Annotated in this window: 38 protein-coding genes; 2 read left to right on the top strand and 36 right to left on the bottom strand. The window is 63.8% G+C overall.

The annotated features are described in order from the left end of the window. Window positions 1–31 precede the first annotated feature (31 nt). Window positions 32–1246, top strand: coding sequence for a magnesium transporter CorA family protein (locus J8I82_RS22130; protein ID WP_209761051.1), 1215 nt, complete (start codon window positions 32–34; stop codon window positions 1244–1246). 18 nt (window positions 1247–1264) lie between these two features. Here the strand turns inward: J8I82_RS22130 and dsbD are convergent, their stop codons facing one another. From dsbD to J8I82_RS22300, 34 genes are all read right to left on the bottom strand, one after another. Further along, a complete protein-coding gene (gene dsbD / locus J8I82_RS22135) occupies window positions 1265–3184 on the bottom strand; it encodes a protein-disulfide reductase DsbD (protein ID WP_209761052.1) in 1920 nt (639 codons plus the stop codon). Window positions 3185–3257: 73 nt separating this feature from the next. Then, window positions 3258–3623, bottom strand: coding sequence for a divalent-cation tolerance protein CutA (cutA, locus tag J8I82_RS22140; RefSeq protein WP_209761053.1), 366 nt, complete (start codon window positions 3621–3623; stop codon window positions 3258–3260). 129 nt (window positions 3624–3752) lie between these two features. Continuing rightward, window positions 3753–4148 (bottom strand): 50S ribosomal protein L17, encoded by a 396-nt coding sequence (gene rplQ, locus J8I82_RS22145; RefSeq protein WP_010812373.1) that lies wholly within the window; start codon window positions 4146–4148, stop codon window positions 3753–3755. Window positions 4149–4283: 135 nt separating this feature from the next. Then, on the bottom strand, window positions 4284–5264 hold the full coding sequence (locus J8I82_RS22150; RefSeq protein ID WP_010812374.1) for a DNA-directed RNA polymerase subunit alpha: 981 nt from the start codon (window positions 5262–5264) through the stop codon (window positions 4284–4286). Window positions 5265–5431: 167 nt separating this feature from the next. Then, window positions 5432–6055, bottom strand: coding sequence for a 30S ribosomal protein S4 (gene rpsD / locus J8I82_RS22155; protein ID WP_209761054.1), 624 nt, complete (start codon window positions 6053–6055; stop codon window positions 5432–5434). Between the two features lie 301 nt (window positions 6056–6356). Next, entirely contained in the window at window positions 6357–6755 is a 399-nt protein-coding gene (gene rpsK, locus J8I82_RS22160; RefSeq protein ID WP_010812376.1) for a 30S ribosomal protein S11, read from the bottom strand. 24 nt (window positions 6756–6779) lie between these two features. After that, the gene (gene rpsM, locus J8I82_RS22165; RefSeq protein WP_010812377.1) at window positions 6780–7145 is read right to left on the bottom strand and encodes a 30S ribosomal protein S13; all 366 of its coding nucleotides are present in this window, start codon (window positions 7143–7145) and stop codon (window positions 6780–6782) included. Window positions 7146–7164: 19 nt separating this feature from the next. Beyond that, complete coding sequence (gene rpmJ, locus J8I82_RS22170; RefSeq protein ID WP_008642959.1) at window positions 7165–7281, bottom strand: 50S ribosomal protein L36; 117 nt, start codon at window positions 7279–7281, stop codon at window positions 7165–7167. 30 nt (window positions 7282–7311) lie between these two features. Next, complete coding sequence (infA, locus tag J8I82_RS22175) at window positions 7312–7530, bottom strand: translation initiation factor IF-1 (protein WP_029047590.1); 219 nt, start codon at window positions 7528–7530, stop codon at window positions 7312–7314. Between the two features lie 23 nt (window positions 7531–7553). Further along, on the bottom strand, window positions 7554–8897 hold the full coding sequence (gene secY, locus J8I82_RS22180; protein ID WP_029047589.1) for a preprotein translocase subunit SecY: 1344 nt from the start codon (window positions 8895–8897) through the stop codon (window positions 7554–7556). A 44-nt stretch (window positions 8898–8941) separates the two neighbouring features. Continuing rightward, window positions 8942–9376 carry a 50S ribosomal protein L15 gene (gene rplO, locus J8I82_RS22185; protein ID WP_063241272.1) on the bottom strand — a complete coding sequence of 145 codons (435 nt, stop codon included), beginning with the start codon at window positions 9374–9376 and terminating at the stop codon, window positions 8942–8944. Between the two features lie 19 nt (window positions 9377–9395). Then, entirely contained in the window at window positions 9396–9578 is a 183-nt protein-coding gene (rpmD, locus tag J8I82_RS22190; protein ID WP_010812381.1) for a 50S ribosomal protein L30, read from the bottom strand. A gap of 10 nt (window positions 9579–9588) precedes the next feature. Beyond that, window positions 9589–10107: a 30S ribosomal protein S5 gene (gene rpsE / locus J8I82_RS22195; protein ID WP_006160449.1), complete on the bottom strand. Its 519-nt coding sequence runs from the start codon at window positions 10105–10107 to the stop codon at window positions 9589–9591. Between the two features lie 21 nt (window positions 10108–10128). Next, complete coding sequence (rplR, locus tag J8I82_RS22200; protein ID WP_010812382.1) at window positions 10129–10485, bottom strand: 50S ribosomal protein L18; 357 nt, start codon at window positions 10483–10485, stop codon at window positions 10129–10131. An 11-nt stretch (window positions 10486–10496) separates the two neighbouring features. Beyond that, window positions 10497–11030: a 50S ribosomal protein L6 gene (gene rplF / locus J8I82_RS22205; protein ID WP_133093429.1), complete on the bottom strand. Its 534-nt coding sequence runs from the start codon at window positions 11028–11030 to the stop codon at window positions 10497–10499. A 10-nt stretch (window positions 11031–11040) separates the two neighbouring features. Then, window positions 11041–11436 carry a 30S ribosomal protein S8 gene (rpsH, locus tag J8I82_RS22210; RefSeq protein WP_010812384.1) on the bottom strand — a complete coding sequence of 132 codons (396 nt, stop codon included), beginning with the start codon at window positions 11434–11436 and terminating at the stop codon, window positions 11041–11043. 27 nt (window positions 11437–11463) lie between these two features. After that, the gene (rpsN, locus tag J8I82_RS22215; RefSeq protein WP_010812385.1) at window positions 11464–11769 is read right to left on the bottom strand and encodes a 30S ribosomal protein S14; all 306 of its coding nucleotides are present in this window, start codon (window positions 11767–11769) and stop codon (window positions 11464–11466) included. A 9-nt stretch (window positions 11770–11778) separates the two neighbouring features. Further along, window positions 11779–12321, bottom strand: a complete 543-nt coding sequence (gene rplE, locus J8I82_RS22220) for a 50S ribosomal protein L5 (RefSeq protein WP_010812386.1) — start codon at window positions 12319–12321, stop codon at window positions 11779–11781. A 25-nt stretch (window positions 12322–12346) separates the two neighbouring features. Continuing rightward, complete coding sequence (gene rplX / locus J8I82_RS22225; RefSeq protein WP_010812387.1) at window positions 12347–12655, bottom strand: 50S ribosomal protein L24; 309 nt, start codon at window positions 12653–12655, stop codon at window positions 12347–12349. Window positions 12656–12664: 9 nt separating this feature from the next. Next, entirely contained in the window at window positions 12665–13033 is a 369-nt protein-coding gene (gene rplN, locus J8I82_RS22230; RefSeq protein WP_010812388.1) for a 50S ribosomal protein L14, read from the bottom strand. A gap of 281 nt (window positions 13034–13314) precedes the next feature. Further along, complete coding sequence (gene rpsQ / locus J8I82_RS22235) at window positions 13315–13593, bottom strand: 30S ribosomal protein S17 (protein ID WP_010812389.1); 279 nt, start codon at window positions 13591–13593, stop codon at window positions 13315–13317. Continuing rightward, window positions 13590–13784, bottom strand: coding sequence for a 50S ribosomal protein L29 (gene rpmC / locus J8I82_RS22240; protein WP_010812390.1), 195 nt, complete (start codon window positions 13782–13784; stop codon window positions 13590–13592). The genes rpsQ and rpmC overlap by 4 nt, the downstream gene beginning before the upstream one ends. Window positions 13785–13795: 11 nt before the next feature. Continuing rightward, on the bottom strand, window positions 13796–14212 hold the full coding sequence (gene rplP, locus J8I82_RS22245) for a 50S ribosomal protein L16 (protein ID WP_006576240.1): 417 nt from the start codon (window positions 14210–14212) through the stop codon (window positions 13796–13798). A 2-nt stretch (window positions 14213–14214) separates the two neighbouring features. Beyond that, complete coding sequence (gene rpsC / locus J8I82_RS22250; protein ID WP_063241274.1) at window positions 14215–15012, bottom strand: 30S ribosomal protein S3; 798 nt, start codon at window positions 15010–15012, stop codon at window positions 14215–14217. 9 nt (window positions 15013–15021) lie between these two features. Then, window positions 15022–15351 (bottom strand): 50S ribosomal protein L22, encoded by a 330-nt coding sequence (gene rplV / locus J8I82_RS22255; RefSeq protein WP_003271370.1) that lies wholly within the window; start codon window positions 15349–15351, stop codon window positions 15022–15024. Window positions 15352–15360: 9 nt separating this feature from the next. Continuing rightward, window positions 15361–15636 (bottom strand): 30S ribosomal protein S19, encoded by a 276-nt coding sequence (rpsS, locus tag J8I82_RS22260; protein WP_029047585.1) that lies wholly within the window; start codon window positions 15634–15636, stop codon window positions 15361–15363. A 22-nt stretch (window positions 15637–15658) separates the two neighbouring features. Next, window positions 15659–16489, bottom strand: a complete 831-nt coding sequence (gene rplB / locus J8I82_RS22265; protein ID WP_063241276.1) for a 50S ribosomal protein L2 — start codon at window positions 16487–16489, stop codon at window positions 15659–15661. A gap of 2 nt (window positions 16490–16491) precedes the next feature. Beyond that, entirely contained in the window at window positions 16492–16806 is a 315-nt protein-coding gene (rplW, locus tag J8I82_RS22270; protein WP_006576245.1) for a 50S ribosomal protein L23, read from the bottom strand. Then, window positions 16803–17423: a 50S ribosomal protein L4 gene (rplD, locus tag J8I82_RS22275; protein WP_029047583.1), complete on the bottom strand. Its 621-nt coding sequence runs from the start codon at window positions 17421–17423 to the stop codon at window positions 16803–16805. Before rplD ends, rplW begins: the two co-directional genes overlap by 4 nt. Window positions 17424–17435: 12 nt before the next feature. Beyond that, complete coding sequence (gene rplC / locus J8I82_RS22280) at window positions 17436–18086, bottom strand: 50S ribosomal protein L3 (protein WP_010812397.1); 651 nt, start codon at window positions 18084–18086, stop codon at window positions 17436–17438. 287 nt (window positions 18087–18373) lie between these two features. After that, window positions 18374–18874 (bottom strand): flavin reductase family protein, encoded by a 501-nt coding sequence (locus J8I82_RS22285; RefSeq protein WP_209761055.1) that lies wholly within the window; start codon window positions 18872–18874, stop codon window positions 18374–18376. 1 nt (window position 18875) lies between these two features. Next, on the bottom strand, window positions 18876–20117 hold the full coding sequence (locus J8I82_RS22290; RefSeq protein WP_209761056.1) for a styrene monooxygenase/indole monooxygenase family protein: 1242 nt from the start codon (window positions 20115–20117) through the stop codon (window positions 18876–18878). 33 nt (window positions 20118–20150) lie between these two features. Beyond that, a complete protein-coding gene (locus tag J8I82_RS22295) occupies window positions 20151–20939 on the bottom strand; it encodes an SDR family oxidoreductase (protein ID WP_209761057.1) in 789 nt (262 codons plus the stop codon). A gap of 107 nt (window positions 20940–21046) precedes the next feature. Then, entirely contained in the window at window positions 21047–22276 is a 1230-nt protein-coding gene (locus J8I82_RS22300; protein WP_209761058.1) for a dienelactone hydrolase family protein, read from the bottom strand. Between the two features lie 320 nt (window positions 22277–22596). On the opposite strand from J8I82_RS22300, the gene J8I82_RS22305 reads away from it, so the two are divergent. Further along, entirely contained in the window at window positions 22597–23616 is a 1020-nt protein-coding gene (locus J8I82_RS22305; RefSeq protein ID WP_209761059.1) for an AraC family transcriptional regulator, read from the top strand. A 96-nt stretch (window positions 23617–23712) separates the two neighbouring features. Here J8I82_RS22305 and rpsJ read toward each other — a convergent pair whose 3' ends face one another. Then, complete coding sequence (rpsJ, locus tag J8I82_RS22310) at window positions 23713–24021, bottom strand: 30S ribosomal protein S10 (RefSeq protein WP_006160488.1); 309 nt, start codon at window positions 24019–24021, stop codon at window positions 23713–23715. A gap of 78 nt (window positions 24022–24099) precedes the next feature. Next, window positions 24100–25290 (bottom strand): elongation factor Tu, encoded by a 1191-nt coding sequence (tuf, locus tag J8I82_RS22315; protein WP_133098639.1) that lies wholly within the window; start codon window positions 25288–25290, stop codon window positions 24100–24102. Window positions 25291–25364 lie beyond the last annotated feature (74 nt).

The following is a 25364-nucleotide window of genomic DNA, read 5'->3' on the forward strand; positions in this document are numbered from 1 at the left end:
CCTGCGTCGCTCTACCGGGATCTGATCGCCTATGGAACTGCTCGGCTTCTCGGCCAGCCAGGTACACCCGCTTGCTTCGCTCACCGAAGCGGGCAGCTTCCTCGGCGGCAATGCCGCCGCGCTGTTCGTCTGGGCGGACTTTTCCACCGAGGAAGTCACCGCCGCCCCCGATGCATGGCGCGAGAACGTGCGCCAGCTCGCAGGCGCCTCGATTCTCGACCTGCACCTGGCCGATGCCACCAATGCGGCGCATCCGTCGTATTTCGACACGACCAATGCGTATGACATGGTGATTTTCCGCAAGCTGACCTTCGAGACCAGCCGCGCAATCGCCGAGGCCGGGCCGCAGGAGGCAACGCCGGCCAATGCGCCCGGGACGTCGGGCGACGCGACGGCGCGTGCGCGACGCTATCCGCCCGGCTTTTTACCCGCCCTGGCCAGGATCGATACCCAGCCGGTCACGTTCTTCGTCTTCGATACGCTGCTGGTCACGGTGCGCAGCGGCCCGTCGCGCACCGTCGATCAGGTGCGCCAGCGCCTGCTTGAGCTTTGCCAGGCGCCGCGGCCGCAGGCGGCGCCCGCGCGCGGCAACGGCCAGACGTTGCTGCACGGCGTGCGCCCGCCCAACCGGCCAGAGGATCTGATGCTGCGCCTGCTCAATGCGATGGTGGACCGCTATCTGGAACTGCGCGCCCCGCTGACACGCCAGCTCGACCGCTGGCAGCGCGCGCTGCTGAACTCGCGCCGCAGCTTTTCCAGCTGGGAGGGGCTGCTCGACGCGCGCATCCAGCTGCGCAAGCTGGAGCACCTGAGCGAGGAGCAGCGCGACGCACTGCAGGAATTCCGCGACAGCCTGCTCGACAACCGCTACAGCAGCGACCAGCAAGGCACCCCGGTAGATGTCCCGGGGCGCGACGAAGTGTTGCTGGTGCGCATCAACGACGTGATGGAGCATATCCAGCGCGTGCTCGCCCATGCGCGGCGGCTGGAAGATTCAATCGAGTCGGCGGTGCAGATCCACTTTTCGGCAGTGGCCCACCGCACCAACCGCACCATGCGCATGCTGACGCTGATCACGGCGCTGTTCATGCCGCTGACGCTGATCACCGGCATCTTCGGCATGAATTTCGAACGCATGCCGTGGCTGCAGGCGCCGGATGGATTCTGGTGGTCCATCGGCCTGATGGGGGCGGTGGTGGTGGTGCTGGGCACGCTGTGGGCCGTGGCGCGGCAGCTGGAGCACTAACGCAGGCGCAGGTACGCCTCAGGTGCTGGTGCGCTTGCCGAAGGCCCGCTCCAGGCTCTCCAGGAAACGGTTGGCCGACTGATAGCCGATCACCCGCACCGGCCGCTCGCGCCCATCCGGTCCGAACAGGATGATCCCCGGCGGCCCGAACAGCCCGAAGCGCTTGAGCAGCGCCTTGTCATCGGCATTGTTGGCGGTCACGTCCGCCTGCAGCAGCACGATTTCGGACAACTGCGCGCGCACGCGCGGCTCGACGAAGGTCATGCGCTCCATTTCCTTGCAGCTGACGCACCAATCGGCATAGAAATCGAGCAGCACCGGCTTGCCGGCCGCAGCGGCCTGCGCCACGCGGGCATCCAGTTCCGCGACACTGCGCACGCGCTCGAAGCGCACCGCCTGGGAGGCGCCTGCGCCTTCCGCACCACTACGGCCCGCGCTCAGGTGCGACAGCGGCTGCAGCGGATCGCGCCCGCCCGATGCCACGCCGATCAGCACGATGGCTGCGGCGATCGCGAACAATACGCCAAGCCCTTTGCCCACGCGCGCGAGGTTGCGCGGATCGGCCCCGAGCGCGTCGAAGGCGCCGAGGAACACCGCCGCGACCAGCAACAGTACCGCCACCAGCAGCATCGTCGCCCACGCCGGCAACACCGGACCGAGCATCCACAGCGCCACGCCCAGCAGCAGGAAGCCAAAGAAGCGCTTGGTCACTTCCATCCAGCGCCCGGCGCGCGGCAGCAGGTTGCCCGCGCCCACGCCCACCAGCACCAGCGGCACGCCCATACCGACTGCCATCGCAAACAGCGCCGCGCCGCCGATGACCGCATCGCGGGTCTGCGCGATATAGGCCAGGGCGCCCGCCAGCGGCGCGGTCACGCACGGCCCGACGATCAGCGCGGAGATCGCACCCATCGCCGCCGCACCGGCCACCTGGCCCCCCTGGCGGCGGTTCGACGATTCCGTCAGCCGCGTCTGCCAACGCTGCGGCAGCTGCAGCTCGTACAGGCCGAACATCGAAAACGCCAGCGCCACCATCAGCGCGGCGAACAAGCCCAGCACCCACGGGGTCTGCAGCGCGGCCGAGAGACCTTCGCCCAGCAGTCCGGCAGCCACGCCGACGGCGGTGTACACCACCGCCATGCCCAGTACATAGGCCAGCGACACCACCAGCGCACGGCTGCGCGTAACGTGTTCGCCGACGACGATCGATGACAGGATCGGCACCATCGGCAGGACGCACGGCGTGAAGGTCAGCAGCAGGCCCAGGCCGAAGAAGAGCATCGCGATCAGGCCCACGTTGCCGCTCGCCAGCGCGCCCGCGATGCGGTCGCTGTCATCCGCGCGCAGCGTCGCAGCGGGCGCCGGCTCGGCCGGCTGAGCCGGCCGGGCTGGCGATGTAGCCGCGGCGGGCGCGTCGGAGCGCCCCCGTTTACCGAACAGGTCGGCCAGGCCGGTGCCGCCAACCTTGTACACGCTTTCCATCGGTGGATAGCACAGGCCCTTGTCGGCGCAGCCTTGCGAGGTGACTGTCAGCGTCCACTTGCCGTCCGCCGGTGCTGCCGCTACCGGCACGCGGATGGTAACGCTGTCGCGGTACGTCTCCATCTCCTTGCCGAAGGTGTCGTCGAACTTGACCTTGCCATGCGGGAAGTCCGGCGTGCCCAGCTTCACGGCGGCAGGTTCCGTCGCAAAGGCGAAACGCTCGCGGTACATGTAGTAGCCAGGGGCGACATCGAAACGCACTTCCACCGTGGTGTCGTCGATCTGGCGCGCGTCGAAGCGGAAGGCTTGCTCCGGCGGCAGGAAGTCGTCCTCCGTTGCCGGCAGCGCAGCGCCAGCCAGGCAAAGCCAGGCCAGTACTACGAACAGGACTGCGGCAATATGCCGCGCGCGGACCGGCCCGCGCGCGCGCTCCGGAAGTGCCAAACCGATGTTCATGAACCTGTTTCCTGTCTGTCCTAAGCGATAGGTCCCGTCGTACCCGCTGCTGGGCGACAGTCCCATTGGCCCCTTATTCCGCCGGCTTCGCGCCGGTATTCGTCTCGCTGCCGACCCACCCCAGGTAAGGCGCAAAACCCGCCGTCACCGGCACGGCGACAATCTCCGGCACGTCATAGGGGTGATGTTGCCGGATCACGGCCTCCAGTGCAGCGTAGCGCGCTCGCGTGGTCTTGATCAGCAGCGGCCACTCCTGCGCCTGCTCCAGCGCGCCTTGCCACCAGTACTCGGATTCCACCGCGGCCAAACGATTCACGCAGGCCGCCGCGCGCGCCTCCAGCACGGCCCTGGACAACCGCGCTGCCGTCCCGGCATCGGGGGCATTGGTGATCACTACGAGGACCTCCGCGGGGTCCGGTGACTGGCTGGGATCGGGCATCGGCACTCTCCTGGAATGGCTGGCAATGGCGGCTGGCGCCCAAAACAAAAGAGCCAGGCGAATGCCTGGCTCGATTGTAAGCGGTGTGCCCGCAGCCGTCGCACGACGGCAGCAGGCGGGGAAACGCACTTATTCCGCGGCTTCTTCAGCCGGGGCTTCGGTGATTTCCGGACGATCCACCAGTTCGACCAGCGCCATCGGCGCGTTGTCGCCCTGACGGAAGCCGAACTTCAGGATGCGGGTGTAGCCGCCCGGACGGGTGGCATAGCGCGGGCCCAGTTCGGTGAACAGCTTGGTGACCATGTCGCGGTCGCGCAGGCGTGCGAAAGCCAGGCGGCGGTTGGCAACGGTGTCCTTCTTGGCCAGCGTGATCAGGGGCTCGACGACTTTGCGCAGTTCCTTGGCTTTGGGCACGGTGGTCTTGATCAGCTCGTGCTGGAACAGCGAGTTGGACATGTTGCGCAGCATCGCGAGGCGGTGCGACGAGGTGCGGTTCAGTTTCCGCAGACCATGACGGTGACGCATGATGATTCCTTTCAGTTAAGTGTTTGTCCAGCTCTTCTATCGTCCGATACGGCTGGACGCGGGCCGGTAGTCATACGAGCCCCGGCCGAAGCCAGGGCGGTTACCGCGGTGCAGGGGCTAACCCCTGCGCCACAATTACTTTTCCAGACCTGCGGGCGGCCAGTTCTCGAGCTTCATGCCGAGGGTCAGGCCACGCGAGGCGAGGACTTCCTTGATCTCGTTGAGCGACTTGCGACCCAGGTTCGGGGTCTTCAGCAGCTCGTTCTCGGTACGCTGGATCAGGTCGCCGATGTAGTAGATGTTCTCGGCCTTCAGGCAGTTGGCCGAACGCACCGTCAGCTCCAGGTCGTCGACAGGGCGCAGCAGGATCGGATCGATCTGCGGCGTGCGGCTCGAAGCAGCCTCGGCTGCCGACTCGGTGCCTTCCAGCGCGGCGAACACGGACAGCTGGTCGACCAGGATGCGGGCCGACTGGCGGATCGCTTCCTCGGGCGAGATCACGCCGTCGGTTTCGATGTTCATCACCAGCTTGTCCAGGTCGGTACGCTGCTCGACGCGAGCGGACTCAACGGCGTACGACACGCGGCGCACCGGCGAGAACGAAGCGTCCAGCACGATGCGGCCGATGACCTTGCCCGACTCATCGCCGAACTTGCGCACGTTGCCCGGCACATAGCCACGGCCTTGCTCGACCTTGATCTGCATGTCCAGCTTGCCGCCGGCCGACAGATGAGCGATAACGTGGTTCGGGTTGATGATCTCAACGTCGTGCGGCAACTCGATATCGGCAGCCGTGACAACGCCTTCGCCATCCTTGCGCAGCGACACCGTGACTTCATCACGGTTGTGCAGCTTGAACACCACGCCCTTCAGGTTGAGCAGCAGGTTGACGACGTCTTCCTGCACGCCGTCGATGGTGGAATACTCGTGGACCACCCCAGCGATCGTGACTTCGGTCGGGGCATAGCCGACCATCGACGACAGCAGCACGCGACGCAGGGCGTTACCGAGCGTATGGCCGTAGCCGCGCTCGAACGGCTCCATCACGACTTTGGCGTGATGGTCGCCCAGAGGCTCGACGGCGATGATTTTTGGCTTGAGGAGTGCTGTTTGCATTAGGTTGTCCTTTTCAATACCCTCGGCTCGTTACACCGATAAGGCTGACGTTTGGAACCTGAAAATTCCCATCGCAACGATGGGCGAAGCCCGACCGCGCATAGCGCGCGTCGGGCTGAAAGAGAAGCTTTGCGGAGAACGCAAGCGCTGGGCCGTCTGCTCGCGGATTAACGCGAGTACAGTTCGACGATCAGGCTTTCGTTGATGTCGCCAGAGATATCGGCGCGATCCGGAACTTGCTTGAAGGTACCTTCGAACTTTTTGGCATCCACGGCAACCCAGGTCGGGAAGCCCGACTGCTCGGCGAGCGACAGCGATTCGGCGATACGGACTTGCTTCTTCGACTGTTCGCGGATGGCAACGACGTCGCCCGACTTGATCTGGGCCGACGGCACGTTCAGGGTCTGGCCGTTCACCAGGATCGCCTTGTGCGAAACCAGCTGGCGCGCTTCAGCGCGGGTCGAGCCAAAGCCCATGCGGTACACCACGTTATCCAGGCGCGACTCCAGCAGTTGCAGCAGGTTTTCGCCGGTGTTGCCCTTGCGACGGTCGGCTTCGGCGAAGTAGCGGCGGAACTGACGCTCGAGCACGCCGTAGATGCGCTTGACCTTCTGCTTTTCGCGCAGCTGGTTGCCGTAGTCCGAGGTGCGGGCACCCGAGGTGCGGCCATGCTGGCCCGGCTTGCTGTCCAGCTTGCACTTGTCGGCCAGCGAGCGGCGCGAGCTCTTCAGGAACAGGTCGGTGCCTTCACGGCGGGAAAGTTTGGCCTTCGGGCCGGTATAACGTGCCACGTTGTCTTCCTTTGATCGATCGCGGCGCCTTCTTGACGCGCCGCGAGTCCGTCAACGCAGTGCCTCCCAGAACCTTGGGAAGACCGTGACGGACGGTGGGCTTATGAAGCGCGACCTGGCCGGATGTGGCCTGGTACGACGCTGAAAGCATTTATAGCGCACCGACAACGGAATGTGCTTTATGCGACATCCCATCGATGCAAAACGAAAACCTGCCGCATCAAATGCAGCAGGTCAACGCGCGATACTACCATATCCGAAACCGGCAGGTAAACCCGCCGGGCCCGGACAACGCCAGCGCTTAGATGCGGCGGCGCTTCGGCGGACGGCAGCCGTTGTGCGGAATCGGCGTGACGTCTTCGATGATCGCGATCTTGATGCCCAGCGCGTTCAACGCGCGGACAGCCGACTCACGGCCAGGGCCGGGGCCCTTGATGCGCACTTCCAGGTTCTTGATGCCCTGGTCTTGCGCCACGCGGCCGGCGTTCTCGGCAGCAACCTGGGCAGCGAACGGGGTCGACTTGCGCGAACCCTTGAAGCCCTGGCCACCGGCGGTCGCCCACGACAGGGCGTTGCCCTGACGGTCGGTGATCGTGATGATGGTGTTGTTGAACGAGGCGTGGACGTGCGCAATGCCGTCGGCAACGTTCTTCTTGACCTTTTTACGCGCGCGAGCGGCGTTATTCGGACCTTTTGCCATTAGTTTCTTCCTCTGCCTTCGGCTTTACTTCTTCAGAGCCACGCCGGCCTTGCGCGGACCCTTGCGGGTACGGGCATTGGTCCGGGTACGCTGACCGCGCATGGGCAGGCCCTTGCGGTGACGCATGCCACGATAGCAACCAAGGTCCATCAGACGCTTGATGTTCATCGTGGTTTCACGACGCAGGTCACCCTCGACCGTAACCTTGCCCACTTCGTCACGAAGCTTTTCCAGGTCGGCGTCGGTCAGATCCTTGACCTTCTTGTCAAACGGTACACCGGTGGCCTCGCAAATCTTGCGAGCGCGCGAGCGGCCGACACCATAAATGGCCGTCAGGCCGATTTCGGTGTGCTTGTGGTTCGGGATGTTAACCCCTGCGATACGTGCCATTCGTCAATCCTCTTTCCGATTAGCCTTGGCGTTGCTTGTGGCGGGGATCCGACGAGCAGATCACGCGCACGACACCGTTGCGCTTGATGATTTTGCAGTTGCGGCAAATGCGCTTAACAGAAGCCAGCACTTTCATAATTTTCCTCTTCCTTCAATTCCTGTTCGCTCACTTCGTCCGGAAGACGATTCGTGCGCGCGACAGATCATATGGGGTCAGCTCGACCGTCACCTTGTCACCCGGAAGGATCCGGATGTAGTGCATTCTCATCTTGCCGGAGATATGGCCCAGCACCACATGGCCATTCTCCAGCTTGACTCGGAACGTCGCATTGGGCAGGTTTTCCAGGACCTCGCCCTGCATCTGGATGACGTCGTCTTTAGCCATACCTAGCCTGTACCGATCCGAAGTCAGCGCAAGGTCAGATTGCCCTTGAAATTCGCCTTCTTCAGCAGCGACTCATACTGCTGCGACATGACATAGGACTGAACCTGGGCCATGAAGTCCATCGTGACGACCACGATGATCAGCAGGGAGGTTCCGCCAAAATAGAACGGAACGTTCCAGCGCAGCACCAGGAATTCCGGCAACAGGCAGACCAGTGTGATGTAGATCGCACCAGCCAGCGTCAAACGCACCAGGATCTTGTCGATATAGCGCGTCGTCTGCTCGCCCGGACGAATGCCCGGAATGAAGGCACCGCTTTTCTTCAGGTTGTCTGCCACTTCACGGCTGTTGTAGACCAGGGCCGTGTAGAAGAAGCAGAAAAATACAATCGCAGCAGCGTACAGCAGGATGTAGACCGGCTGGCCCGGCGACAGCGTGGCAGCCAGGTCCTTGATGAACCCGCCCACCGAGCCGGTCGCGTCAGACGTGAACCAGCCTGCGATCGTTGCCGGGAACAGGATGATCGACGATGCGAAGATCGGCGGAATCACCCCTGCCATGTTCAGCTTCAGCGGCAGGTGCGACGACTGGCCGCCATACACCTTATTGCCGACCTGACGCTTGGCATAGTTCACCAGGATCTTGCGCTGGCCCCGCTCGACGAACACCACGGCGAAGGTCACCCCGATCACGATCGCCACGATAAAGATCGCCGCGATGATGCTCATGGAACCTGTGCGGACCAGTTCGAACAGTCCGCCGATCGCGTTGGGCAGGCCCGCCGCGATACCGCCGAAGATGATGATCGAGATGCCGTTGCCGAGACCCCGCTCGGTGATCTGCTCACCCAGCCACATCAGGAACATCGTGCCGGTCACCAGCGTGATCACCGCCGTGGCCCGGAACATCAGGCCAGGATCCAGCACCAGACCCGGCTGCGACTCCAGCGCCACCGCAATCGACAGCGCCTGGAACGTGGCCAGAACCACGGTGCCGTAGCGCGTGTACTGCGTGATCTTGCGCTGGCCTGCCTGCCCTTCCTTCTTCAGCGACTCCAGCTGCGGCAGCACGATCGTCAGCAACTGCATGATGATCGACGCCGAGATGTACGGCATGATGCCGAGCGCGAAGACGGTAAAGCGCGACAGCGCCCCGCCCGAGAACAGGTTGAACATCCCGAGGATGCCACCCGACTGACTCTGGAAAAGCTTCGCAAGCTGCTCCGGATCGATACCGGGCACCGGAATATGAGCGCCGATGCGGTACACGATCAGGGCCAGCACCAGGAACATCAGCCGGCGCTTGAGGTCGCCGTACTTCGCCGTGTTCCTGGCTTGCGCGCTTGCATTGGGTTTCGCCGTGGCCAAACGATGCTCCGACTATAACTGCCTATGCTGCGATAAATGCCTTGTCAGGCTGCGATCTGGCCGCCGGCGGCTTCGATCGCGGCCTTGGCGCCAGCGGTGGCGCCCAGACCCTTGATCGTCACCTTGCGGGTCAGCTCGCCGGCCTTGATGACCTTGGCGCTCTTGACCAGGTCGCTGACCAGGCCAGCCTGCTTCAGAACCAGCAGGTCGACTTCGGCCGCTTCCAGGCGCTCGATGTCACGCAGCGTGACTTCGGCGGTGAACGCCTTGGTCAGCGAGGTGAAGCCGCGCTTCGGCAGGCGACGATACAGCGGCATTTGACCGCCTTCGAAGCCCACCTTGTGGAAGCCGCCCGAACGCGACTTCTGACCCTTGTGACCGCGACCGGCGGTCTTGCCCAGGCCGGAGCCGATACCGCGGCCGACGCGACGCTTGGCGTGCTTCGAACCGGCAGCCGGTTTCAGGTTGTTCAGTTGCATCTTGCTCTCCAAGTCCCGATCAGGCCAGAACCTTGACCAGGTACGAGACCTTGTTGATCATGCCGCGCACGGCGGGCGTGTCCTGCAGCTCCGACACCGAGTTGATGCGGCGCAGGCCCAGGCCACGCACGGTGGCGCGATGATCCTCGCGCGTGCCGATCAGGCTGCGCACGAGTTGCACTTTTACGGTTTTCTGCGACATTGCGTTCACCTTAACCCAGGATGTCTTCGACCGACTTGCCACGCTTCGCGGCGATTTCGCCCGGCGTGCTCATCTTCTGAAGGCCGTCCAGCGTGGCGCGAACCATGTTGTACGGGTTGGTGGAGCCGTGCGACTTGGTCACCACGTTGGTGACGCCCATCACTTCGAAGATCGCGCGCATCGGGCCGCCGGCGATCACGCCGGTACCTTCCTTGGCGGGCATCATCAGCACCTTGGCGGCGCCGTGCTTGCCAACGACTTCGTGTTGCAGCGTGCCGTTCTTCAGCGAGACCTTGACCATCTTGCGACGGGCTTCGTCCATTGCCTTCTGAACAGCAACCGGCACTTCCTTGGCCTTGCCCTTGCCCATGCCGATGCGGCCATCGCCGTCACCAACCACGGTCAGCGCAGCGAAACCGAGAATCCGGCCACCCTTCACCACCTTGGTGACGCGGTTGACCGAGATCATCTTCTCGCGGAGGCCGTCGTCGCGTTCGTCCTGTTGGACTTTTGCTTGCATCTTTGCCATGACGTATCTCTCTCTATGCGCTTAGAACTTCAGGCCGGCTTCGCGGGCGGCGTCTGCCAGGGCCTTCACGCGGCCATGGAAACGGAAGCCGGCGCGATCGAACGCGACGGTTTCCACGCCGGCAGCCTTCGCCTTCTCGGCGATGCGCTTGCCAACCACGGTGGCGGCAGCGGCGGTAGCGCCCTTGCCATCCAGTTCCTTGCGCACTTCCACCTCGGCGGTCGACGCGGAAGCCAGCACCTTGGTGCCGCACTCCGAGAAAACCTGGGCGTAAATATGCGAATTCGTACGGAACACGGTCAGACGATTGACTTTCATCTCCGCGATCTTGGCGCGGGTCTGACGTGCACGGCGCAAACGAGCGTCTTTCTTGTTCATCATTGCACCCCTTACTTCTTCTTGGTTTCCTTCAGGATGACGCGCTCGTCCGAGTAACGCACACCCTTGCCCTTGTAGGGCTCAGGCGGACGGTACGCGCGGACTTCCGCGGCAACCTGACCGACTTTCTGCTTGTCCGCACCCTTGATGATGATCTCGGTCTGCGTCGGCGTCTCCGCCTTCACGCCTTCCGGCATCTCATGGATCACGTCGTGCGAGAAACCAAGCTGGAGCTTCAGCGCAGCGCCTTGCAGCTGGGCACGGTAGCCCACGCCAACGAGGTTCAGCTTGCGCTCGAAACCGGTGGTCACGCCCTTGACCATGTTCGCCGCCAGGGCGCGCATGGTGCCTTGCAGGGCGTTTGCTTCACGCGACTCGTCAGCCGGCGAGAAGGTCAGCGTGTCGTTCTCGACATTGACCTTGACCAGGCTGTGAATCGGTTGCGACAGCGTACCCAGCGGACCCTTCACGGAGAGCACGCCAGCTGCCACGTTCACTTCCGCGCCCTTGGGGAGCGCGATGGGAGCCTTACCTACACGGGACATGGTTCTCTCCTTAAGCGACGTAGCAGAGAACTTCGCCGCCCACGCCAGTGGCGCGAGCCTTGCGGTCGGTCATCAGACCCTGCGGGGTCGAGATGATCGCCACACCCAGGCCGTTCATCACTTGCGGGATGTCGCTGCGGCCCTTGTACACGCGCAGCCCGGGCTTCGAGACGCGCTCGATGCGCTCGATCACCGGACGGCCGGCGTAGTACTTCAGGCCGATGCTCAGTTGTGCCTTGCCGCCATCTTCCTGGACGGCGTAATCGTCGATGTAGCCTTCGTCCTTCAGGACCTTGGCGATTGCCACTTTCAGCTTCGACGACGGCATGACAACCGACGCCTTCTGCACGCCCTGGGCGTTGCGGATGCGCGTCAGCATATCGGCGATAGGATCGCTCATGCTCATACTGTTTCTCCTGTAGCCTGTGCGTAATTACCAGCTGGCTTTCGTCAGACCCGGGATTTCGCCCTTGAAGGCGATTTCGCGGATCTTGTTACGCGCCAGGCCAAACTTGCGGAAGGTACCGCGGGGACGACCGGTGATCGCGCAGCGGTTACGCTGGCGGGTCGGGTTCGCGTTGCGCGGGAGCTGTTGCAGCTCGAGACGCGCGCTGTAACGCTCTTCTTCCGACTTCTCTTGGTCGTCGATAATGGCCTTGAGGTTGGCGCGCTTGGCGGCATACTTTGCCACCAGCTTGGCGCGCTTCTTCTCACGTTCAATCAGAGCCAGTTTAGCCACGGTTACCCCTTAATTGCGGAACGGGAACTTGAACGCACCGAGGAGTGCCTTGGCTTCCTCGTCGTTCTTTGCCGTCGTCGTGATGCTGATGTTCAGACCACGCAGTGCGTCGATCTTGTCGTACTCGATTTCGGGGAAAATGATCTGCTCTTTCACACCGATGTTGTAGTTGCCACGACCGTCGAACGAACGGCCCGACACACCACGGAAGTCACGCACGCGCGGCAGGGCCACGGTGACGAAACGATCGAGGAATTCGAACATGCGCTCGCCGCGCAGGGTCACCATCGCACCGATGGGGTAGCCCTGGCGGATCTTGAAGCCGGCGATGGCCTTCTTGGCCTTCGTCACGACCGGCTTCTGACCGGCGATCTTGGTCAGGTCGCCGACGGCGTTTTCAATGATCTTCTTGTCATTGATCGCTTCGCCAAGGCCCATGTTCAGGGTGATCTTGGTGATGCGCGGCACTTCCATGACCGACTTGTAGCCGAACTGTTCGATCAGCTTCGGCACAACCTGTTCTTTGTAAAACTCTTGCAGACGTGCTGCCATGCTCAACTCCTAAACGTGCCCAGAATCAAGCTGCCACGACGGCGCCGGTGGTCTTCAGCACGCGCACGCGCTTGCCGTCTTCCACCTTGATGCCGACGCGCGACGGCTTGCCATTGGCATCCACGAGCGCAACGTTGGAAATATGCAGCGGCATGACCTTGTCAACCACGCCACCGGTGGTGCCCAGCATCGGGTTCGGGCGCGCATGCTTCTTGGCGATGTTCACGCCTTGCACCGCAACCTTGTCACCGAGCACGGCCTGCACGGTACCGCGCTTGCCCTTGTCCTTGCCGGTCAGGACGATGACTTCATCGCCTTTGCGAATCTTGTTCATGTCGGCTCCTTACAGCACTTCCGGAGCGAGCGACACGATCTTCATGAAGCGCTCGGTACGGAGTTCACGAGTCACCGGCCCGAAGATACGGGTGCCGATCGGCTCGAGCTTGTTGTTCAGCAGGACGGCGGCATTGCCGTCGAACTTGATCAGCGAACCGTCAGCGCGGCGCACGCCCTTGGCGGTACGCACGACGACGGCGTTGTAGATGTCGCCCTTCTTCACGCGACCGCGCGGCGCTGCGTCCTTGACGGTCACCTTGATGATGTCGCCAACGCTTGCGTAGCGGCGCTTGGAGCCACCCAGCACCTTGATGCACAGCACTTCGCGCGCACCAGTGTTATCGGCCACTTCGAGCCGGCTTTCTGTCTGAATCATGGTGTTTGTCTTCCCAACTTAATCCGCCAGGTGCCAAAGCGCCCGTCGGTCAGTCTTGGTCCCGTCGGCTCCGGCCTTGCGCCAGCACCGTCTGGGTTGATCAACTTTGAAGTCGGTAGGAACCCGGCAATCCCGACAGATCGTCGAGGCCGCCTGGCCCTGGCTCGCTTAACAGGCCCGCCCGGGTGGTACAGCTTAGGCGAACGCAATAAAGCGGAAGTCCAGAATTATAGCTACATAATCCTGGACTTGCAAGTCAAGCTAAGAACGTGTTGTTGTTCTTAGATGACGCGTGCAGCCTCTACCAGCCGGGAAACCACCCAGGACTTGGTCCGCGACAGCGGACGGCCTTCCTGGATTTCGACCTTGTCGCCTTCCTTGTACTGGTTGGCTTCGTCGTGTGCGTGGTACTTCTTGGAACGCAGCACGTACTTGCCGTACAGGGGATGCTTGACGCGGTTTTCCACCAAGACCGTAACGGTCTTGTCCATCTTGTCGCTCACGACACGGCCGACCAGGGTACGGCGAAGCGACTTTTCCGTTTGTGCAGCTTCAGTCATTTCGCGTTCGCCTTTTGAGTCAGCACGGTTTGCACGCGCGCGATGTCCTTGCGAACCTTCTTCAGCTGGCTGGTGTTCTGCAGCTGTTGGGTTGCCTTTTGCATGCGCAGGCTAAATTGGGCCTTCAGCAGCTCGGAGAGCTCCTGGTTCAGGCCTGCGGCGTCCTTGCCGCGAAGTTCGGATGCTTTCATTCCTGCTCTCCTTACGTCCCGACCTGGCGCACCACGAAATTGGTGGCGATCGGCAGCTTGGCGGCTGCGAGGCGGAACGCCTCGCGCGCCAGCTCTTCGCTCACGCCATCCATTTCGTACAGCATCTTGCCCGGCTGGATTTCAGCCACGTAGTATTCCGGATTGCCCTTGCCGTTACCCATGCGGACTTCAGCAGGCTTCTTCGAGATCGGCTTGTCCGGGAAGATCCGGATCCAGATGCGGCCGCCACGCTTGATGTGACGGGTCATCGCACGACGTGCCGACTCGATCTGACGAGCCGTCAGACGGCCGCGGCCCATTGCCTTCAGGCCGAATTCGCCGAAAGACACGGCGTTGCCACGGGTAGCCTTACCCGTGTTGCGGCCTTTCTGCTCCTTGCGGTATTTTCTGCGCTTAGGTTGCAGCATCGTTATTCTCCACTCTTCCCATCTGCGCCAGGCGCAGCGCGACGACCGGCACCGGCACCGCCACGGCGGTTGCCACCCGGACGGCCTTCGCCTTCACGGCGGCGACCTTCCGGACGACCCGGACGACGACGACGGTCGTCTTGCGGCTCTTCCACCACCGGCGCGTCATTGCGGCCGAGGTGATCCCCCTTGTAGACCCACACCTTGACACCGATGATGCCGTAGGTGGTTTCTGCTTCGGAGAAGCCGTAGTCGATGTCGGCGCGCAGGGTGTGCAGAGGCACACGGCCTTCGCGGTACCACTCGGTACGTGCGATTTCGATACCGTTCAGACGGCCGGCGCTCATGATCTTGATACCCTGGGCGCCCAGGCGCATCGCGTTCTGCATGGCGCGCTTCATGGCGCGGCGGAACATGATGCGGCGCTCGAGCTGCTGGGTGATCGAGTCGGCGATCAGCTGAGCATCGGTTTCCGGCTTGCGGATTTCCTCGATGTTCACGTGCACGGGCACGCCCATGCGACGCTGCAGTTCGGCCTTCAGCAGTTCGATGTCCTCACCCTTCTTGCCGATCACCACGCCCGGACGCGAGCTGTAAATGGTGATGCGGGCATTGCGGGCGGGGCGCTCGATGACGACGCGGCCAACCGATGCGTTCTTCAGCTTCTTCTTCAGGAAGTCGCGAACTTCGATGTCTTCCTTCAGCATGCCGGCGAACTTCGTGTTGCTGGCGTACCAGCGCGAAGCCCAGTTACGGCTGACAGCCAGACGGAAGCCAGTCGGATGAATCTTCTGTCCCATCGTGACTCCTTAGTTGCCGAGCGTCACAGTGATGTGACAGGTTTGTTTCTCGATGCGGTTGCCGCGGCCCTTCGCCCGTGCGGTGAAGCGCTTGAGCGAGGTCGCCTTGTCGACGTAGATCGATTTGACCTTCAGTTCGTCGATGTCGGCGCCTTCGTTGTGCTCAGCGTTGGCGATGGCCGATTCGACCACCTTCTTCACGATCCCGGCAGCCTTTTTCGGGCTGAACGTCAGGACATTGAGCGCGCGCTCGATCGGCAGACCGCGGATCTGGTCAGCGACCAGGCGCGTCTTCTGGGCGGAGATGCGGGCACCGCGATGAATCGCTTTCACTTCCATGATGGCACCTTACCTCTTCGCTTTCTTGTCAGCCGCGTGGCCCTTGAACGTGCGGGTGATCGCAAATTCGCCGAGCTTGTGGCCAACCATGTTTTCCGTCACGTACACCGGCACGTGTTGACGGCCGTTGTGAACGGCGATCGTCAGGCCAATGAACTCCGGCAGAATGGTCGAGCGGCGCGACCAGGTCTTGATGGGCTTCTTGTCCTTGCCGCTGACTGCAACTTCCACCTTCTTCAGCAGGTGGGCGTCGCAGAACGGACCCTTTTTTGCGGAACGAGTCATATCTTTAGCTCCTACCTACCGATTAACGCTTGTGGCGCTTCTGGACGATCATGCTGTCCGTGCGCTTGTTGCTACGGGTACGGTAACCCTTGGCCGGGGTACCCCACGGCGAAACCGGATCACGACCAGCAGCAGTCTTGCCTTCACCACCACCGTGCGGGTGATCCACCGGGTTCATCACGACACCACGCACCGTCGGGCGGATACCGCGCCAGCGGGTAGCACCGGCCTTGCCGATGACGCGCAGGCTGTGCTCTTCGTTGCCCACTTCACCGATGGTGGCGCGGCATTCGATGTGCACGCGGCGAACTTCACCCGAGCGCAGGCGAACCTGGGCGTACAGGCCTTCACGAGCCAGCAGCACGGCGGAACCGCCGGCGGCACGCGCGATCTGGGCGCCCTTGCCCGGCAGCATTTCCACGTTGTTGATCGTGGTACCGACCGGAATGTTGCGGATCGGCAGGTTGTTGCCAGCCTTGATCGGCGCTTCCGAGCCATTCAGCAGCGATTGGCCGGCAACCATGCCCTTGGTGGCGATGATGTAGCGGCGCTCGCCGTCGGCGAACACGACCAGCGCGATGTTGGCGCTGCGGTTCGGATCGTATTCCAGGCGCTCGACCTTGGCGGGGATGCCGTCCTTGTCGTTGCGCTTGAAGTCGACCACGCGGTAGTGGTGCTTATGACCACCGCCCTTGTGGCGGGTGGTGATATGACCATTGTTGTTACGGCCCGACTTCTGGAATTGCTTTTCCAGCAGCGGAGCGTGCGGGGCGCCCTTGTGAAGGTCCTTGTTGACCACCTTCACCATCGAGCGACGACCCGGGGAAGTCGGCTTGGTCTTGACGAGTGCCATGATTACTTGGCCTCCGCTTCAAAATTGATTTCCTGACCCGGCTTCAGCGACACGTAAGCTTTCTTCACGTGGTTGCGACGGCCCATGAAACGGCCGAAGCGCTTCTGCTTGCCCTTCTGGTTCAGGATCTGAACGGACTGCACCTCGACCTTGAACAGCAGCTCGACGGCGGCCTTCACTTCTGCCTTGTTGGCATCGCGGGCGACTTCGAACACGACCTGTTCATTCTTGTCGGCGACCAGGGTTGCCTTTTCGGAAACCACCGGCGCGAGCAGCACCTGCATCAAACGATGATCGTTCTTGGCTACTTGCGTCATTTCAGCAACTCCTCGATCTGCGCGACAGCCGCCTTGGTCACCAGCACCTTCTTGTAGTGCACGAGCGACAGCGGGTCAGCCTGGCGCGGCTCGACAACTGCCACGTGCGGCAGGTTGCGCGAAGCCAGGTAGAGGTTTTCGTCGAGGCTGTCGGTGATGATCAGCACCGAGTCCAGGCCCATGGCCTTGAACTTGTCGGCCAAGAGCTTGGTCTTGGGCGCGTCGACGGTGAAACCGTCCACCACATTGATACGGCCTTCACGTGCGAGCTGCGAATAAATCGAGCGCATGCCGGCACGGAACATCTTCTTGTTGACCTTCTGGCTGAAGTTCTCTTCCGGCGAATTCGGGAAGATTCGGCCGCCCCCGCGCCACAGCGGCGACGAGGACATACCGGCACGGGCGCGACCCGTACCCTTCTGGCGCCACGGCTTCTTGGTCGTGTGCTTGACCTCTTCACGGTCCTTCTGCTTACGGTTACCGCTGCGAGCGTTGGCCTGGTAAGCGACGACGATCTGGTGAACGAGGGCTTCGTTGTAGTCACGGCCGAACACTTCGGGCGAAGCGGCAACGCCCGCGCCGATCTGGCCATTGTCCTGGAGGAGCTTGAGTTCCATTACATGCGCTCCTTAAGCTTTGGCTTTGGCCTTGACGGCCGGGGTAACGATGACCTTGCCGTTCTTGGAGCCAGGGATGGCGCCCTTGACCAGCAGCAGCTTGCGCTCTGCGTCGATCTTGGCGATCTCCAGGTTCTGCACGGTGCGGGTGACATCGCCCAGGTGACCGGTCATGCGCTTGCCCGGGAACACGCGGCCCGGATCCTGCGCCATACCGATCGAGCCCGGCACGTTGTGCGAGCGCGAGTTACCGTGGGTGGCACGGCCGGAGGCGAAGTGATAGCGCTTGATGGTACCGGCGTAGCCCTTACCGATGGTCACGCCCTGCACGTCGATCTTCTGACCGACTTCGAACAGGTCGACCGACAGCGAACCGCCAGCTTGCAGTTCGGCAGCCTTGGCTGCATCGATACGGAATTCGCGGATGATTTCGCCGGCTTCCACGCCGGCTTTGGCGAGGTGACCCGCCAGCGGCTTGGTGACGCGGCTTGCGCGTCGTGCGCCGAAGGTGACTTGAACCGCGGTGTAACCGTCGGTCTCGTCCGTCTTGATTTGCGTCACGCGGTTGTCGCCGACCTCGACCACGGTCACGGGAATCGCTTCACCGTCGTCCGTGAAAATACGGGTCATGCCAACCTTGCGACCTACAAGGCCAAGGCTCATGGTTTGCTCCATTCCCAGCTGCGATTGGCCGGGGCTGATTGATACACGAAAACTGTGTTTGCGCATCTGCGCGGATGGGCTGCGCTAAAGAGGACTGCGCCTGGCCAAAACGGCCAACCCACTACCCGGAGACACGGGTAGCCTTACACTATAACCTCTCCCTGAGGAAAGGGCAATAAGCAATTGCGATTTGCCGGGGGGTGTTGTCAGCCGGATGCACGCCGATGTGCGCAAAAGCTGGCACGAACGCGGCGCGGCGGGCGTCAGGCGCCGCACCGGCAAGCAGGTCACGCTGCGACGCGCACGAAGCCGCCGCTGTAGAAGACCAGCGGCTCGCCCTCTTGCGCCGAGATGGACTCCACCGCGCCCACGATCAGCAGGTGGTCGCCCACGGGATCGGCACGCTCGACGCGGCACGCGAGCGTGGCGAGCGCGTCATCAAGGTAGGGCACGCCCTGGACGCAGCGCGTATGGCGCACGCCGGCGAACTTGTCCGCCGCGGGGGTGGCGAAGCGGCGCGCCAGATCGCCGTGCCCTGCGCGCAGGATGCTGACACCAAAGGGCCGGCCCGGCTCGAACAGCCCGGCGTTGGGCGAGTGCGACGCCAGGCTCCACAGGATCAGCGGCGGCGCCAGCGACAGCGACGCGAACGAGTTGACGGTGATGCCGACCGGCCGCTGCTGCGCCGTACAGGCACCGATGACCGCCACGCCGGTCGCGTAGCGGCCGCAAACCCGGCGCAGTTCGCGCGAATCAAGCAGGGGCGCGGCATGACTGGTGGTGTCCATGTCAGGCAGCTTGTGGCAGATGGTTGTCGATCAGCTGGTGGCAAGCCTGCGGCTCCATCCACCAAGGGAAGTAGTCCGGCGGATTGTCGAAGCCGTTGGCGATGCGCGCCGCCAGTGCCGGCGCCTGCCCCGCCGCGCCCAGCAGCGCCAGGATATGGGGCGGCGGCGGCGTCAGCAGGGAGTTGGTCCACGCCACGACATCGCCGGCGTAGTGCCAGTAGCGGGCGAAGGTCTGCTCCATCCAGTCACGGTCGAACGGCCGCTCGCCATGATCGAGGATGGCGTCCAGGTAGACCTTGCAGCATTTGGCTGCATTGTTCGAGCCTTGCCCGGTGATCGGGTCGTTGACGACCACGGCATCGGCCATGCCGAGTACCAGCCGGCCCGAAGGCAGCGTCAGCACCGGCTTGCGCACCGTCGGCGCGAAGCGGCCCGACAGGATGCCGTTGTCGTCGGTCAGCGCCACGTGCTCGCAGCGCCCGGCTTCCCACGGCGCATAGGTGCGCAGGATGCGCAGGCTTTCCGCGAGGTGCTGCTCGGGCGTGCGCGCCTCGGCCCAGCGATCCATCGGACCGCCAGGAATGCCCTCGAACACCATGATCTCGCACGGCCCCGACAGCGTCAGCGCCGGGAAAACGAAGTATTCGCCGACGCCCGGGATCAGGTTGAAGCAAACCCGCGAGAACGGCTCGCGCGGCACCATGCCGGTCACGTAGGTCAGCGCCAGCGCGCGTTGCGGCTTGTCGAACGGGCTGCGCTGCGCATCGCGCTCGAAGCGGCTGACAACCTCGCCCTTGCCCGCGGCCAGCAGCACCAGGTCGTGCTCGCGCGTCAGGTCTTCCAGCTCGTCCACGCCGACATCGACGATGCGCAGGTCGCCGCCGCGCGCGGCAAAGGCTTCCATCCACGCCGGCATCTTCAGCCGCTGGTCGACCGCCTGCGCCGGCCGGTCCAGCGGCGCGGCCCAGTCGATGACTTTCGCGCCGGGCTGCTCGGGGTGCGGCACGGCCAGGCCGATGCGCTCGACCGGCGGGCAGGTGTCGTCCCACCAGTTGAGGCCGAGGTCTCGCTCGGTCTGCAAGGCGCGGTCGAACATGCACTGGCTCGACATGACCTTGCCGGCGCGGACTTGTTCGGGTGTGCGGTTGGACAGCAGCGTGACCTGGTAGCCGGCCGCCTGCAGCCCGAGGGCCATTTGCAGGCCGGACTGCCCGGCCCCGACGATGGCGATGCGTTGGCGCATGATGTTGTCTCCTGGTTGGATGCGGGGATGGCGTCAGCCGGCCAGCTTGCCGATGGCCGGAACGTTCTGCTCCGGCCCCATGGCGCTGTAGCCACCGTCGACGGCATAATCCGCGCCGGTGACGAAGCTGGCATGGTCAGAACACAGGAACAGCACTACCTGTGCAACCTCGTCGGGCTCGCCAACGCGGCCCAGCAGGTGGAATGGCGCGGCGACGGCATCGGTACGGGCGCGGTTGCCGCCGCTGACTTCGTCCATCAGCCGGCACCAGGTCCAGCCCGGCGAAACCGAGTTCACGCGGATGCGGTCGGGTGCCAGGTCCATCGCCATGCTGCGCGTCAGCTGCGCGATGGCGGCCTTCGATACCGGATAGAGCCAGCGCCCGCTCTGCGCGACGTTGGCCGAAATGCTGGTGAAATTGACGATGGCACCGCCGCCGCGCGTGCGCATCTGCGGCTGCACCGCCTGCGCCAGCATCACGCCGGACACGACGTTGACGTCGAGCGCCGCCAGCCAGTCGGCACGGCCGGAGCGGAAGCCGTCGTCGAGATAGGTGCAGGCCAGGTTGACCAGGAAGTCCACGCCGCCAAAGCGCTGCGCGACCTGGCTGACCGCATCGCGGACCTGCTGGTCCTGGGTGATGTCGGCCGCGATGAAAAGTGCGTCCTTGCCCAGCGCCGCGGCGACCCGCTCGCCGTTGGCGGCATCGATATCGAAGATCGCCACGCGCGCACCGGCCTCGACGAAGGCCCGTGCCACCCCCGCGCCGATCAACGTGGCGCCGCCGGTGACGATGGCCACCTTGTCCTGCAATCCCTTCATGGTTGTCTCCTTGTTTGCCATCCGTGTCCGCGTCCGGGCGGGCCTCTGCGGGCCCGCTCCGGATCAATGCTGCAATGATCGCTACCTGACTTCACCACCTGACTTCGCTATTTGCCTTCGCTCTCCTGCCAGCGCGCCATCAGGGTGTTCGACGGCAAGGTTTCATCCAGCAGCTTGCGCGCCGTCTCCACGCCCGCCACCGGCAGACCTGACGGATCGAGCTTGCCGATCTGCACCAGCACGCTGGCCTGGTCCCAGTAGATATGCTCGTGATAGAGCTTGTCGCCACGGAATTTGACGACGGCGATCAGCGGGATCTCCACGCGCTTGCCGGTGGGCGGCACGCCCGGCAGCATCCAGTCGATCTCGCAGGTATGCGTGAAGCAGAACAGTAGTTCGTCGACGATCTGCGTGGCGCCGATCGTTCGCGACAGCGGAATCAGCGTGGTATCGGGCGGATTGCTGTGGACAAAGTGGTTCTGGTAGAAGCGCCGCAGCTGCGCGTAGCCGACACCGCCAGTCATGGTCGGGATATGGTTCACATAGGGTTGCGGCACCATCGTCGCCATGGTGGCATCGACGTCGCGCGCGGCGAATTCATATTCGCAATGCTTGTCCCACAGCGCGGAGAAATCGTAATGTGGTCCCATCTCGCGGCGCAGCGCGGCAATCGCGCGCTGGTGCGCCATCAGCGCGGACGGCTTGTCGAAGTGCTCGCCGCCGGCGCGCGCAAAGGCATGATCAACGCCTGGGTAGACATAGATCTCGATATTGGCGCGCCCGGCCAGGGCTTTGCGGATCGCGGCCTGGGCCTGCGGCGGGCAGAAGCCGTCCCTCTCGGCGATATGCAGCACCAGGCGGCCCTGCACTTGTGCGGCTTCGCCCAGCGCGTGCTCGATACCCACGCCATAATAGGCCACCGCGCAGGCCACGTCCGGCAGCCGGCACGCCGCCAGGTAAGCCAGCTTGCCACCCAGGCAGAAGCCCAGCACGCCGGTCTGGCCGACGCATTCCGGGCGCGCCCGCAGCGTCTCCAGCGCCGCGCCCACGTCCTGCACGCCCTTGGCTTCGTCGAACTGCTGATAGAGCCCGAGCGCGCGCTGGAAATCCTCGCCGCGATCGGTCAGCTCGATGCCGGGCGCGAGGCGCCAGAAGAGGTCCGGAACCAGCACCGTGTAACCCTCTTCGGCGTAATAGTCGGCGACCTGCCGCATGGTGGCATTGACGCCGAAGATCTCCTGGCACAGCACGATTCCGGGGCCCTTGCCTGTCGCCGGAACAGCGAGGTAGCCGCTGAAACTGCCTTCGGGGGTCTGGATCTGGATGGTCTGGCCCATGGCCTGGTCTCCTTGTCGTAGTTTTCTTGACGGTGTCCGCTGGCGCCGCGTGCTGGCTCCATGATGGTGGCTCCGCACCGCAGCAAACTAGCCGCCCGCTGCAGCGGCTATCCGATTAGTGCAGGAAACTGCGAACCCGGTCAACGCTGCATCTCTGACGGCAAGGGCATCCGGTATAGTGGATCGCGTGGAAAACCGCGAGCCGGCGGGCGTGCCGGCCACGTCCCCGGACCATGCGGCGCGCACGGCGCCAGGGCTCCGCCGGCACCCGCTGGCGGCCATGCCCGGCAGCACCGCGGCCACGCCAGAGGAGCGAGACAATGCAGCTGCCCCCCGCCGCCACGGCGGTCCCGTCCCAGGGCCCGCTGGCGAGCGCCCTGCTCGGCGATCCCGCCCGGTGCGTGTTCGCCTCCACCGACTTGGCCGAGACACGCGCCGCCGTCGGCCGTCTATTCAAGCCGCACGGGCTCGACGTGCGGGGCACGCGGCTGCAGGCGCGCATGCACCATGCGCCGCTTGGCGCGGTCTCTTTCAACCGCCTCGCCTACGGCGCCGACGTCACCATCGATCCCGGTCCGCTCGGCGACTTCCTGCTGGTGCAGATGCCGCTGTCAGGGCAGGCCGACATCCGCTGTGGCGACCAGCACATCGTCTCGACCCCTGACTGCGCTTCGGTACTGACGCCCAGCGATCCGCTGGTCATGCGCTGGAGCGCAGACAGCGACCAGCTGATCGTACGCATCGAACGCAGCGCGCTGGAACGCGTCTGCGCCGCGCACCTGGGCCGGCGCCCCGCGCGCCCGCTGCGCTTCGCGCTCGGCATGGCCTGGCGCTCGGGCGCCTGGCATGAGCTGGTGCGCTACCTCGCGGCAATGCTCGAGAGCGCGCCCGAGACCACGCGCCATCCGCTTACCGCCTGCCAGCTCGAGCAGCTGGTCATCGGCACCCTGCTGACATGGCAGCCGCACAACCTGTCGGACGCGCTGCGCGAGCATGGCAAGCCGTTGGCACCGCGCCATGTCAAGGTGGTGGAAGAGTACATTCATGCCAACGCCGATGCGGCGCTGACCCCGGCCTTGCTGGCGGAGGTCGCCGGTGTCAGCGTGCGCAGCCTGTTCGCCGGCTTCCGCGAGCATCGCGGTACCGGACCGATGGCCTACCTGCGCACCGTGCGGCTTGAGCGGGTGCGGCACGACCTGCTGAACGATGCATCGGTGGCATCGGTCGGCGCCGCGGCATTGCGCTGGGGCTTTTCGCACCTGGGGCGCTTCAGTGCGGAGTATCGGCGCGCGTTCGGGGAGTGCCCGGCGCAGACGCTGCGGCGGCGCGGTGCGGGTTAGCCGGCCCTGCACGAGAACGGCCGCCCAAAGCAAAACGGCGAACCACATGGTTCGCCGTTTTGCTGCATCAAGCCGCCTGAGCGGCCCGAAACATATTTACACCTTGATCTCGACGTCCACGCCGGCCGGCAGGTCGAGCTTCATCAGCGCGTCAACCGTCTTGTCGGTCGGATCGACGATGTCCATCAGGCGCTGGTGAGTGCGGATCTCGAACTGATCGCGGCTGGTCTTGTTGACGTGCGGCGAACGCAGGATGTCGAAGCGCTGGATGCGGGTCGGCAGGGGCACCGGGCCCTTGACGATCGCGCCGGTACGCTTGGCGGTATCCACGATTTCGGCAGCCGACTGGTCGATCAGGCGATAGTCGAAAGCCTTCAGGCGGATACGGATCTTCTGGTTCTGCATGATATTTCCTTAAAAGAGCGATTGGGCAACGTGCCCAGTTAAATGGGGACATGCCTGCGGGCATGTCCCAGGAAGTGCTTAGTCGAGGATCTTTGCCACGACGCCGGCGCCGACGGTACGGCCGCCTTCGCGGATGGCGAAGCGCAGGCCTTCTTCCATGGCGATCGGGGCGATCAGCTTGACGGTGATCGACACGTTGTCACCCGGCATGACCATTTCCTTGTCCTTCGGCAGCTCGATCGAGCCGGTCACGTCGGTCGTACGGAAGTAGAACTGCGGGCGGTAGTTGTTGAAGAACGGGGTGTGACGGCCGCCTTCGTCCTTCGACAGGATGTACACCTCGCCGGTGAAGTGGGTGTGCGGCTTGATCGAACCCGGCTTGCACAGCACCTGGCCGCGCTCGACGTCTTCACGCTTGGTGCCGCGCAGCAGCAGACCGACGTTGTCGCCAGCCTGGCCCTGGTCCAGCAGCTTGCGGAACATTTCCACGCCGGTGCAGGTGGTCTTCACGGTCGGGCGGATACCGACGATTTCGATTTCTTCGCCGACCTTGATGATGCCGCGCTCGATACGGCCGGTCACCACGGTGCCGCGACCCGAGATCGAGAACACGTCTTCCACCGGCATCAGGAAGGTACCGTCAACGGCACGCTCCGGCGTCGGGATGTAGGTGTCCAGCGCGTCGGCCAGGCGCATGATGGCTTCTTCGCCCAGGTCGCCCTTGTCGCCTTCCAGCGCCAGCTTGGCCGAACCCTTGATGATCGGGGTGTCGTCGCCGGGGAATTCGTACTTCGACAGCAGTTCGCGAACTTCCATCTCGACCAGCTCGAGCAGTTCAGCGTCGTCCACCATGTCGCACTTGTTCAGGAACACGATGATGTACGGCACGCCGACCTGACGGGCCAGCAGGATGTGCTCACGCGTTTGCGGCATCGGGCCGTCAGCGGCCGAGCACACCAGGATCGCGCCGTCCATCTGGGCGGCACCCGTGATCATGTTCTTCACGTAGTCGGCGTGGCCCGGGCAGTCAACGTGCGCGTAATGGCGGTTGGCCGTCTCGTACTCGACGTGGGCGGTATTGATGGTAATACCGCGTGCCTTCTCTTCCGGCGCTGCGTCGATTTCGTCGTACTTCTTGGCGGCACCGCCGAACTTGGCAGCCAGCACCGTGGCGATCGCTGCGGTCAGCGTGGTCTTGCCGTGGTCAACGTGACCAATCGTACCAACGTTCACGTGCGGCTTAGTCCGCTCGAACTTTTCCTTTGCCATGTTTCAACTCCTAATGGAATGCAGTGTGATTCGATTCATTACGCCGCCACGCCGGCTAAGGCGTGGCGGCAAAG

Origin of the sequence: Cupriavidus consociatus (assembly GCF_017814975.1) — a bacterium.
GTDB classification, from domain to species: Bacteria; Pseudomonadota; Gammaproteobacteria; order Burkholderiales; family Burkholderiaceae; genus Cupriavidus; species Cupriavidus consociatus.

What these genes read in the sequence shown, in the direction of transcription:
- rpsJ (WP_006160488.1), bottom strand. Translation starts at nt 24,021, where the DNA reads ATGCAGAACCAGAAGATCCGTATCCGCCTGAAGGCTTTCGACTATCGC.
- J8I82_RS22130 (WP_209761051.1), top strand. Translation starts at nt 32, where the DNA reads ATGGAACTGCTCGGCTTCTCGGCCAGCCAGGTACACCCGCTTGCTTCG.
- J8I82_RS22150 (WP_010812374.1), bottom strand. Translation starts at nt 5,264, where the DNA reads ATGCAAACAGCACTCCTCAAGCCAAAAATCATCGCCGTCGAGCCTCTG.
- rpsS (WP_029047585.1), bottom strand. Translation starts at nt 15,636, where the DNA reads ATGACTCGTTCCGCAAAAAAGGGTCCGTTCTGCGACGCCCACCTGCTG.
- rplN (WP_010812388.1), bottom strand. Translation starts at nt 13,033, where the DNA reads ATGATTCAGACAGAAAGCCGGCTCGAAGTGGCCGATAACACTGGTGCG.
- rpsE (WP_006160449.1), bottom strand. Translation starts at nt 10,107, where the DNA reads ATGGCAAAGATGCAAGCAAAAGTCCAACAGGACGAACGCGACGACGGC.
- rpsC (WP_063241274.1), bottom strand. Translation starts at nt 15,012, where the DNA reads ATGGGACAGAAGATTCATCCGACTGGCTTCCGTCTGGCTGTCAGCCGT.
- rpsM (WP_010812377.1), bottom strand. Translation starts at nt 7,145, where the DNA reads ATGGCACGTATCGCAGGGGTTAACATCCCGAACCACAAGCACACCGAA.
- rplQ (WP_010812373.1), bottom strand. Translation starts at nt 4,148, where the DNA reads ATGCGTCACCGTCATGGTCTGCGGAAACTGAACCGCACCTCGTCGCAC.
- rplR (WP_010812382.1), bottom strand. Translation starts at nt 10,485, where the DNA reads ATGAACAAGAAAGACGCTCGTTTGCGCCGTGCACGTCAGACCCGCGCC.
- rpmD (WP_010812381.1), bottom strand. Translation starts at nt 9,578, where the DNA reads ATGTCGCAGAAAACCGTAAAAGTGCAACTCGTGCGCAGCCTGATCGGC.
- J8I82_RS22300 (WP_209761058.1), bottom strand. Translation starts at nt 22,276, where the DNA reads ATGGGCCAGACCATCCAGATCCAGACCCCCGAAGGCAGTTTCAGCGGC.
- tuf (WP_133098639.1), bottom strand. Translation starts at nt 25,290, where the DNA reads ATGGCAAAGGAAAAGTTCGAGCGGACTAAGCCGCACGTGAACGTTGGT.
- rplO (WP_063241272.1), bottom strand. Translation starts at nt 9,376, where the DNA reads ATGCAACTGAACAACCTGAAACCGGCTGCCGGTTCGAAGCACGCCAAG.
- J8I82_RS22305 (WP_209761059.1), top strand. Translation starts at nt 22,597, where the DNA reads ATGCAGCTGCCCCCCGCCGCCACGGCGGTCCCGTCCCAGGGCCCGCTG.
- rpmC (WP_010812390.1), bottom strand. Translation starts at nt 13,784, where the DNA reads ATGAAAGCATCCGAACTTCGCGGCAAGGACGCCGCAGGCCTGAACCAG.
- rpsH (WP_010812384.1), bottom strand. Translation starts at nt 11,436, where the DNA reads ATGAGCATGAGCGATCCTATCGCCGATATGCTGACGCGCATCCGCAAC.
- rplW (WP_006576245.1), bottom strand. Translation starts at nt 16,806, where the DNA reads ATGACGCAAGTAGCCAAGAACGATCATCGTTTGATGCAGGTGCTGCTC.
- rplE (WP_010812386.1), bottom strand. Translation starts at nt 12,321, where the DNA reads ATGGCAGCACGTCTGCAAGAGTTTTACAAAGAACAGGTTGTGCCGAAG.
- rpsQ (WP_010812389.1), bottom strand. Translation starts at nt 13,593, where the DNA reads ATGACTGAAGCTGCACAAACGGAAAAGTCGCTTCGCCGTACCCTGGTC.
- dsbD (WP_209761052.1), bottom strand. Translation starts at nt 3,184, where the DNA reads ATGAACATCGGTTTGGCACTTCCGGAGCGCGCGCGCGGGCCGGTCCGC.
- rplP (WP_006576240.1), bottom strand. Translation starts at nt 14,212, where the DNA reads ATGCTGCAACCTAAGCGCAGAAAATACCGCAAGGAGCAGAAAGGCCGC.
- rplB (WP_063241276.1), bottom strand. Translation starts at nt 16,489, where the DNA reads ATGGCACTCGTCAAGACCAAGCCGACTTCCCCGGGTCGTCGCTCGATG.
- infA (WP_029047590.1), bottom strand. Translation starts at nt 7,530, where the DNA reads ATGGCTAAAGACGACGTCATCCAGATGCAGGGCGAGGTCCTGGAAAAC.
- rplF (WP_133093429.1), bottom strand. Translation starts at nt 11,030, where the DNA reads ATGTCCCGTGTAGGTAAGGCTCCCATCGCGCTCCCCAAGGGCGCGGAA.
- cutA (WP_209761053.1), bottom strand. Translation starts at nt 3,623, where the DNA reads ATGCCCGATCCCAGCCAGTCACCGGACCCCGCGGAGGTCCTCGTAGTG.
- rpsK (WP_010812376.1), bottom strand. Translation starts at nt 6,755, where the DNA reads ATGGCAAAAGGTCCGAATAACGCCGCTCGCGCGCGTAAAAAGGTCAAG.
- rplC (WP_010812397.1), bottom strand. Translation starts at nt 18,086, where the DNA reads ATGAGCCTTGGCCTTGTAGGTCGCAAGGTTGGCATGACCCGTATTTTC.
- J8I82_RS22295 (WP_209761057.1), bottom strand. Translation starts at nt 20,939, where the DNA reads ATGAAGGGATTGCAGGACAAGGTGGCCATCGTCACCGGCGGCGCCACG.
- rplX (WP_010812387.1), bottom strand. Translation starts at nt 12,655, where the DNA reads ATGAACAAGATTCGCAAAGGCGATGAAGTCATCGTCCTGACCGGCAAG.
- rplV (WP_003271370.1), bottom strand. Translation starts at nt 15,351, where the DNA reads ATGGAAGTGAAAGCGATTCATCGCGGTGCCCGCATCTCCGCCCAGAAG.
- rpmJ (WP_008642959.1), bottom strand. Translation starts at nt 7,281, where the DNA reads ATGAAAGTGCTGGCTTCTGTTAAGCGCATTTGCCGCAACTGCAAAATC.
- rplD (WP_029047583.1), bottom strand. Translation starts at nt 17,423, where the DNA reads ATGGAACTCAAGCTCCTCCAGGACAATGGCCAGATCGGCGCGGGCGTT.
- J8I82_RS22290 (WP_209761056.1), bottom strand. Translation starts at nt 20,117, where the DNA reads ATGCGCCAACGCATCGCCATCGTCGGGGCCGGGCAGTCCGGCCTGCAA.
- J8I82_RS22285 (WP_209761055.1), bottom strand. Translation starts at nt 18,874, where the DNA reads ATGGACACCACCAGTCATGCCGCGCCCCTGCTTGATTCGCGCGAACTG.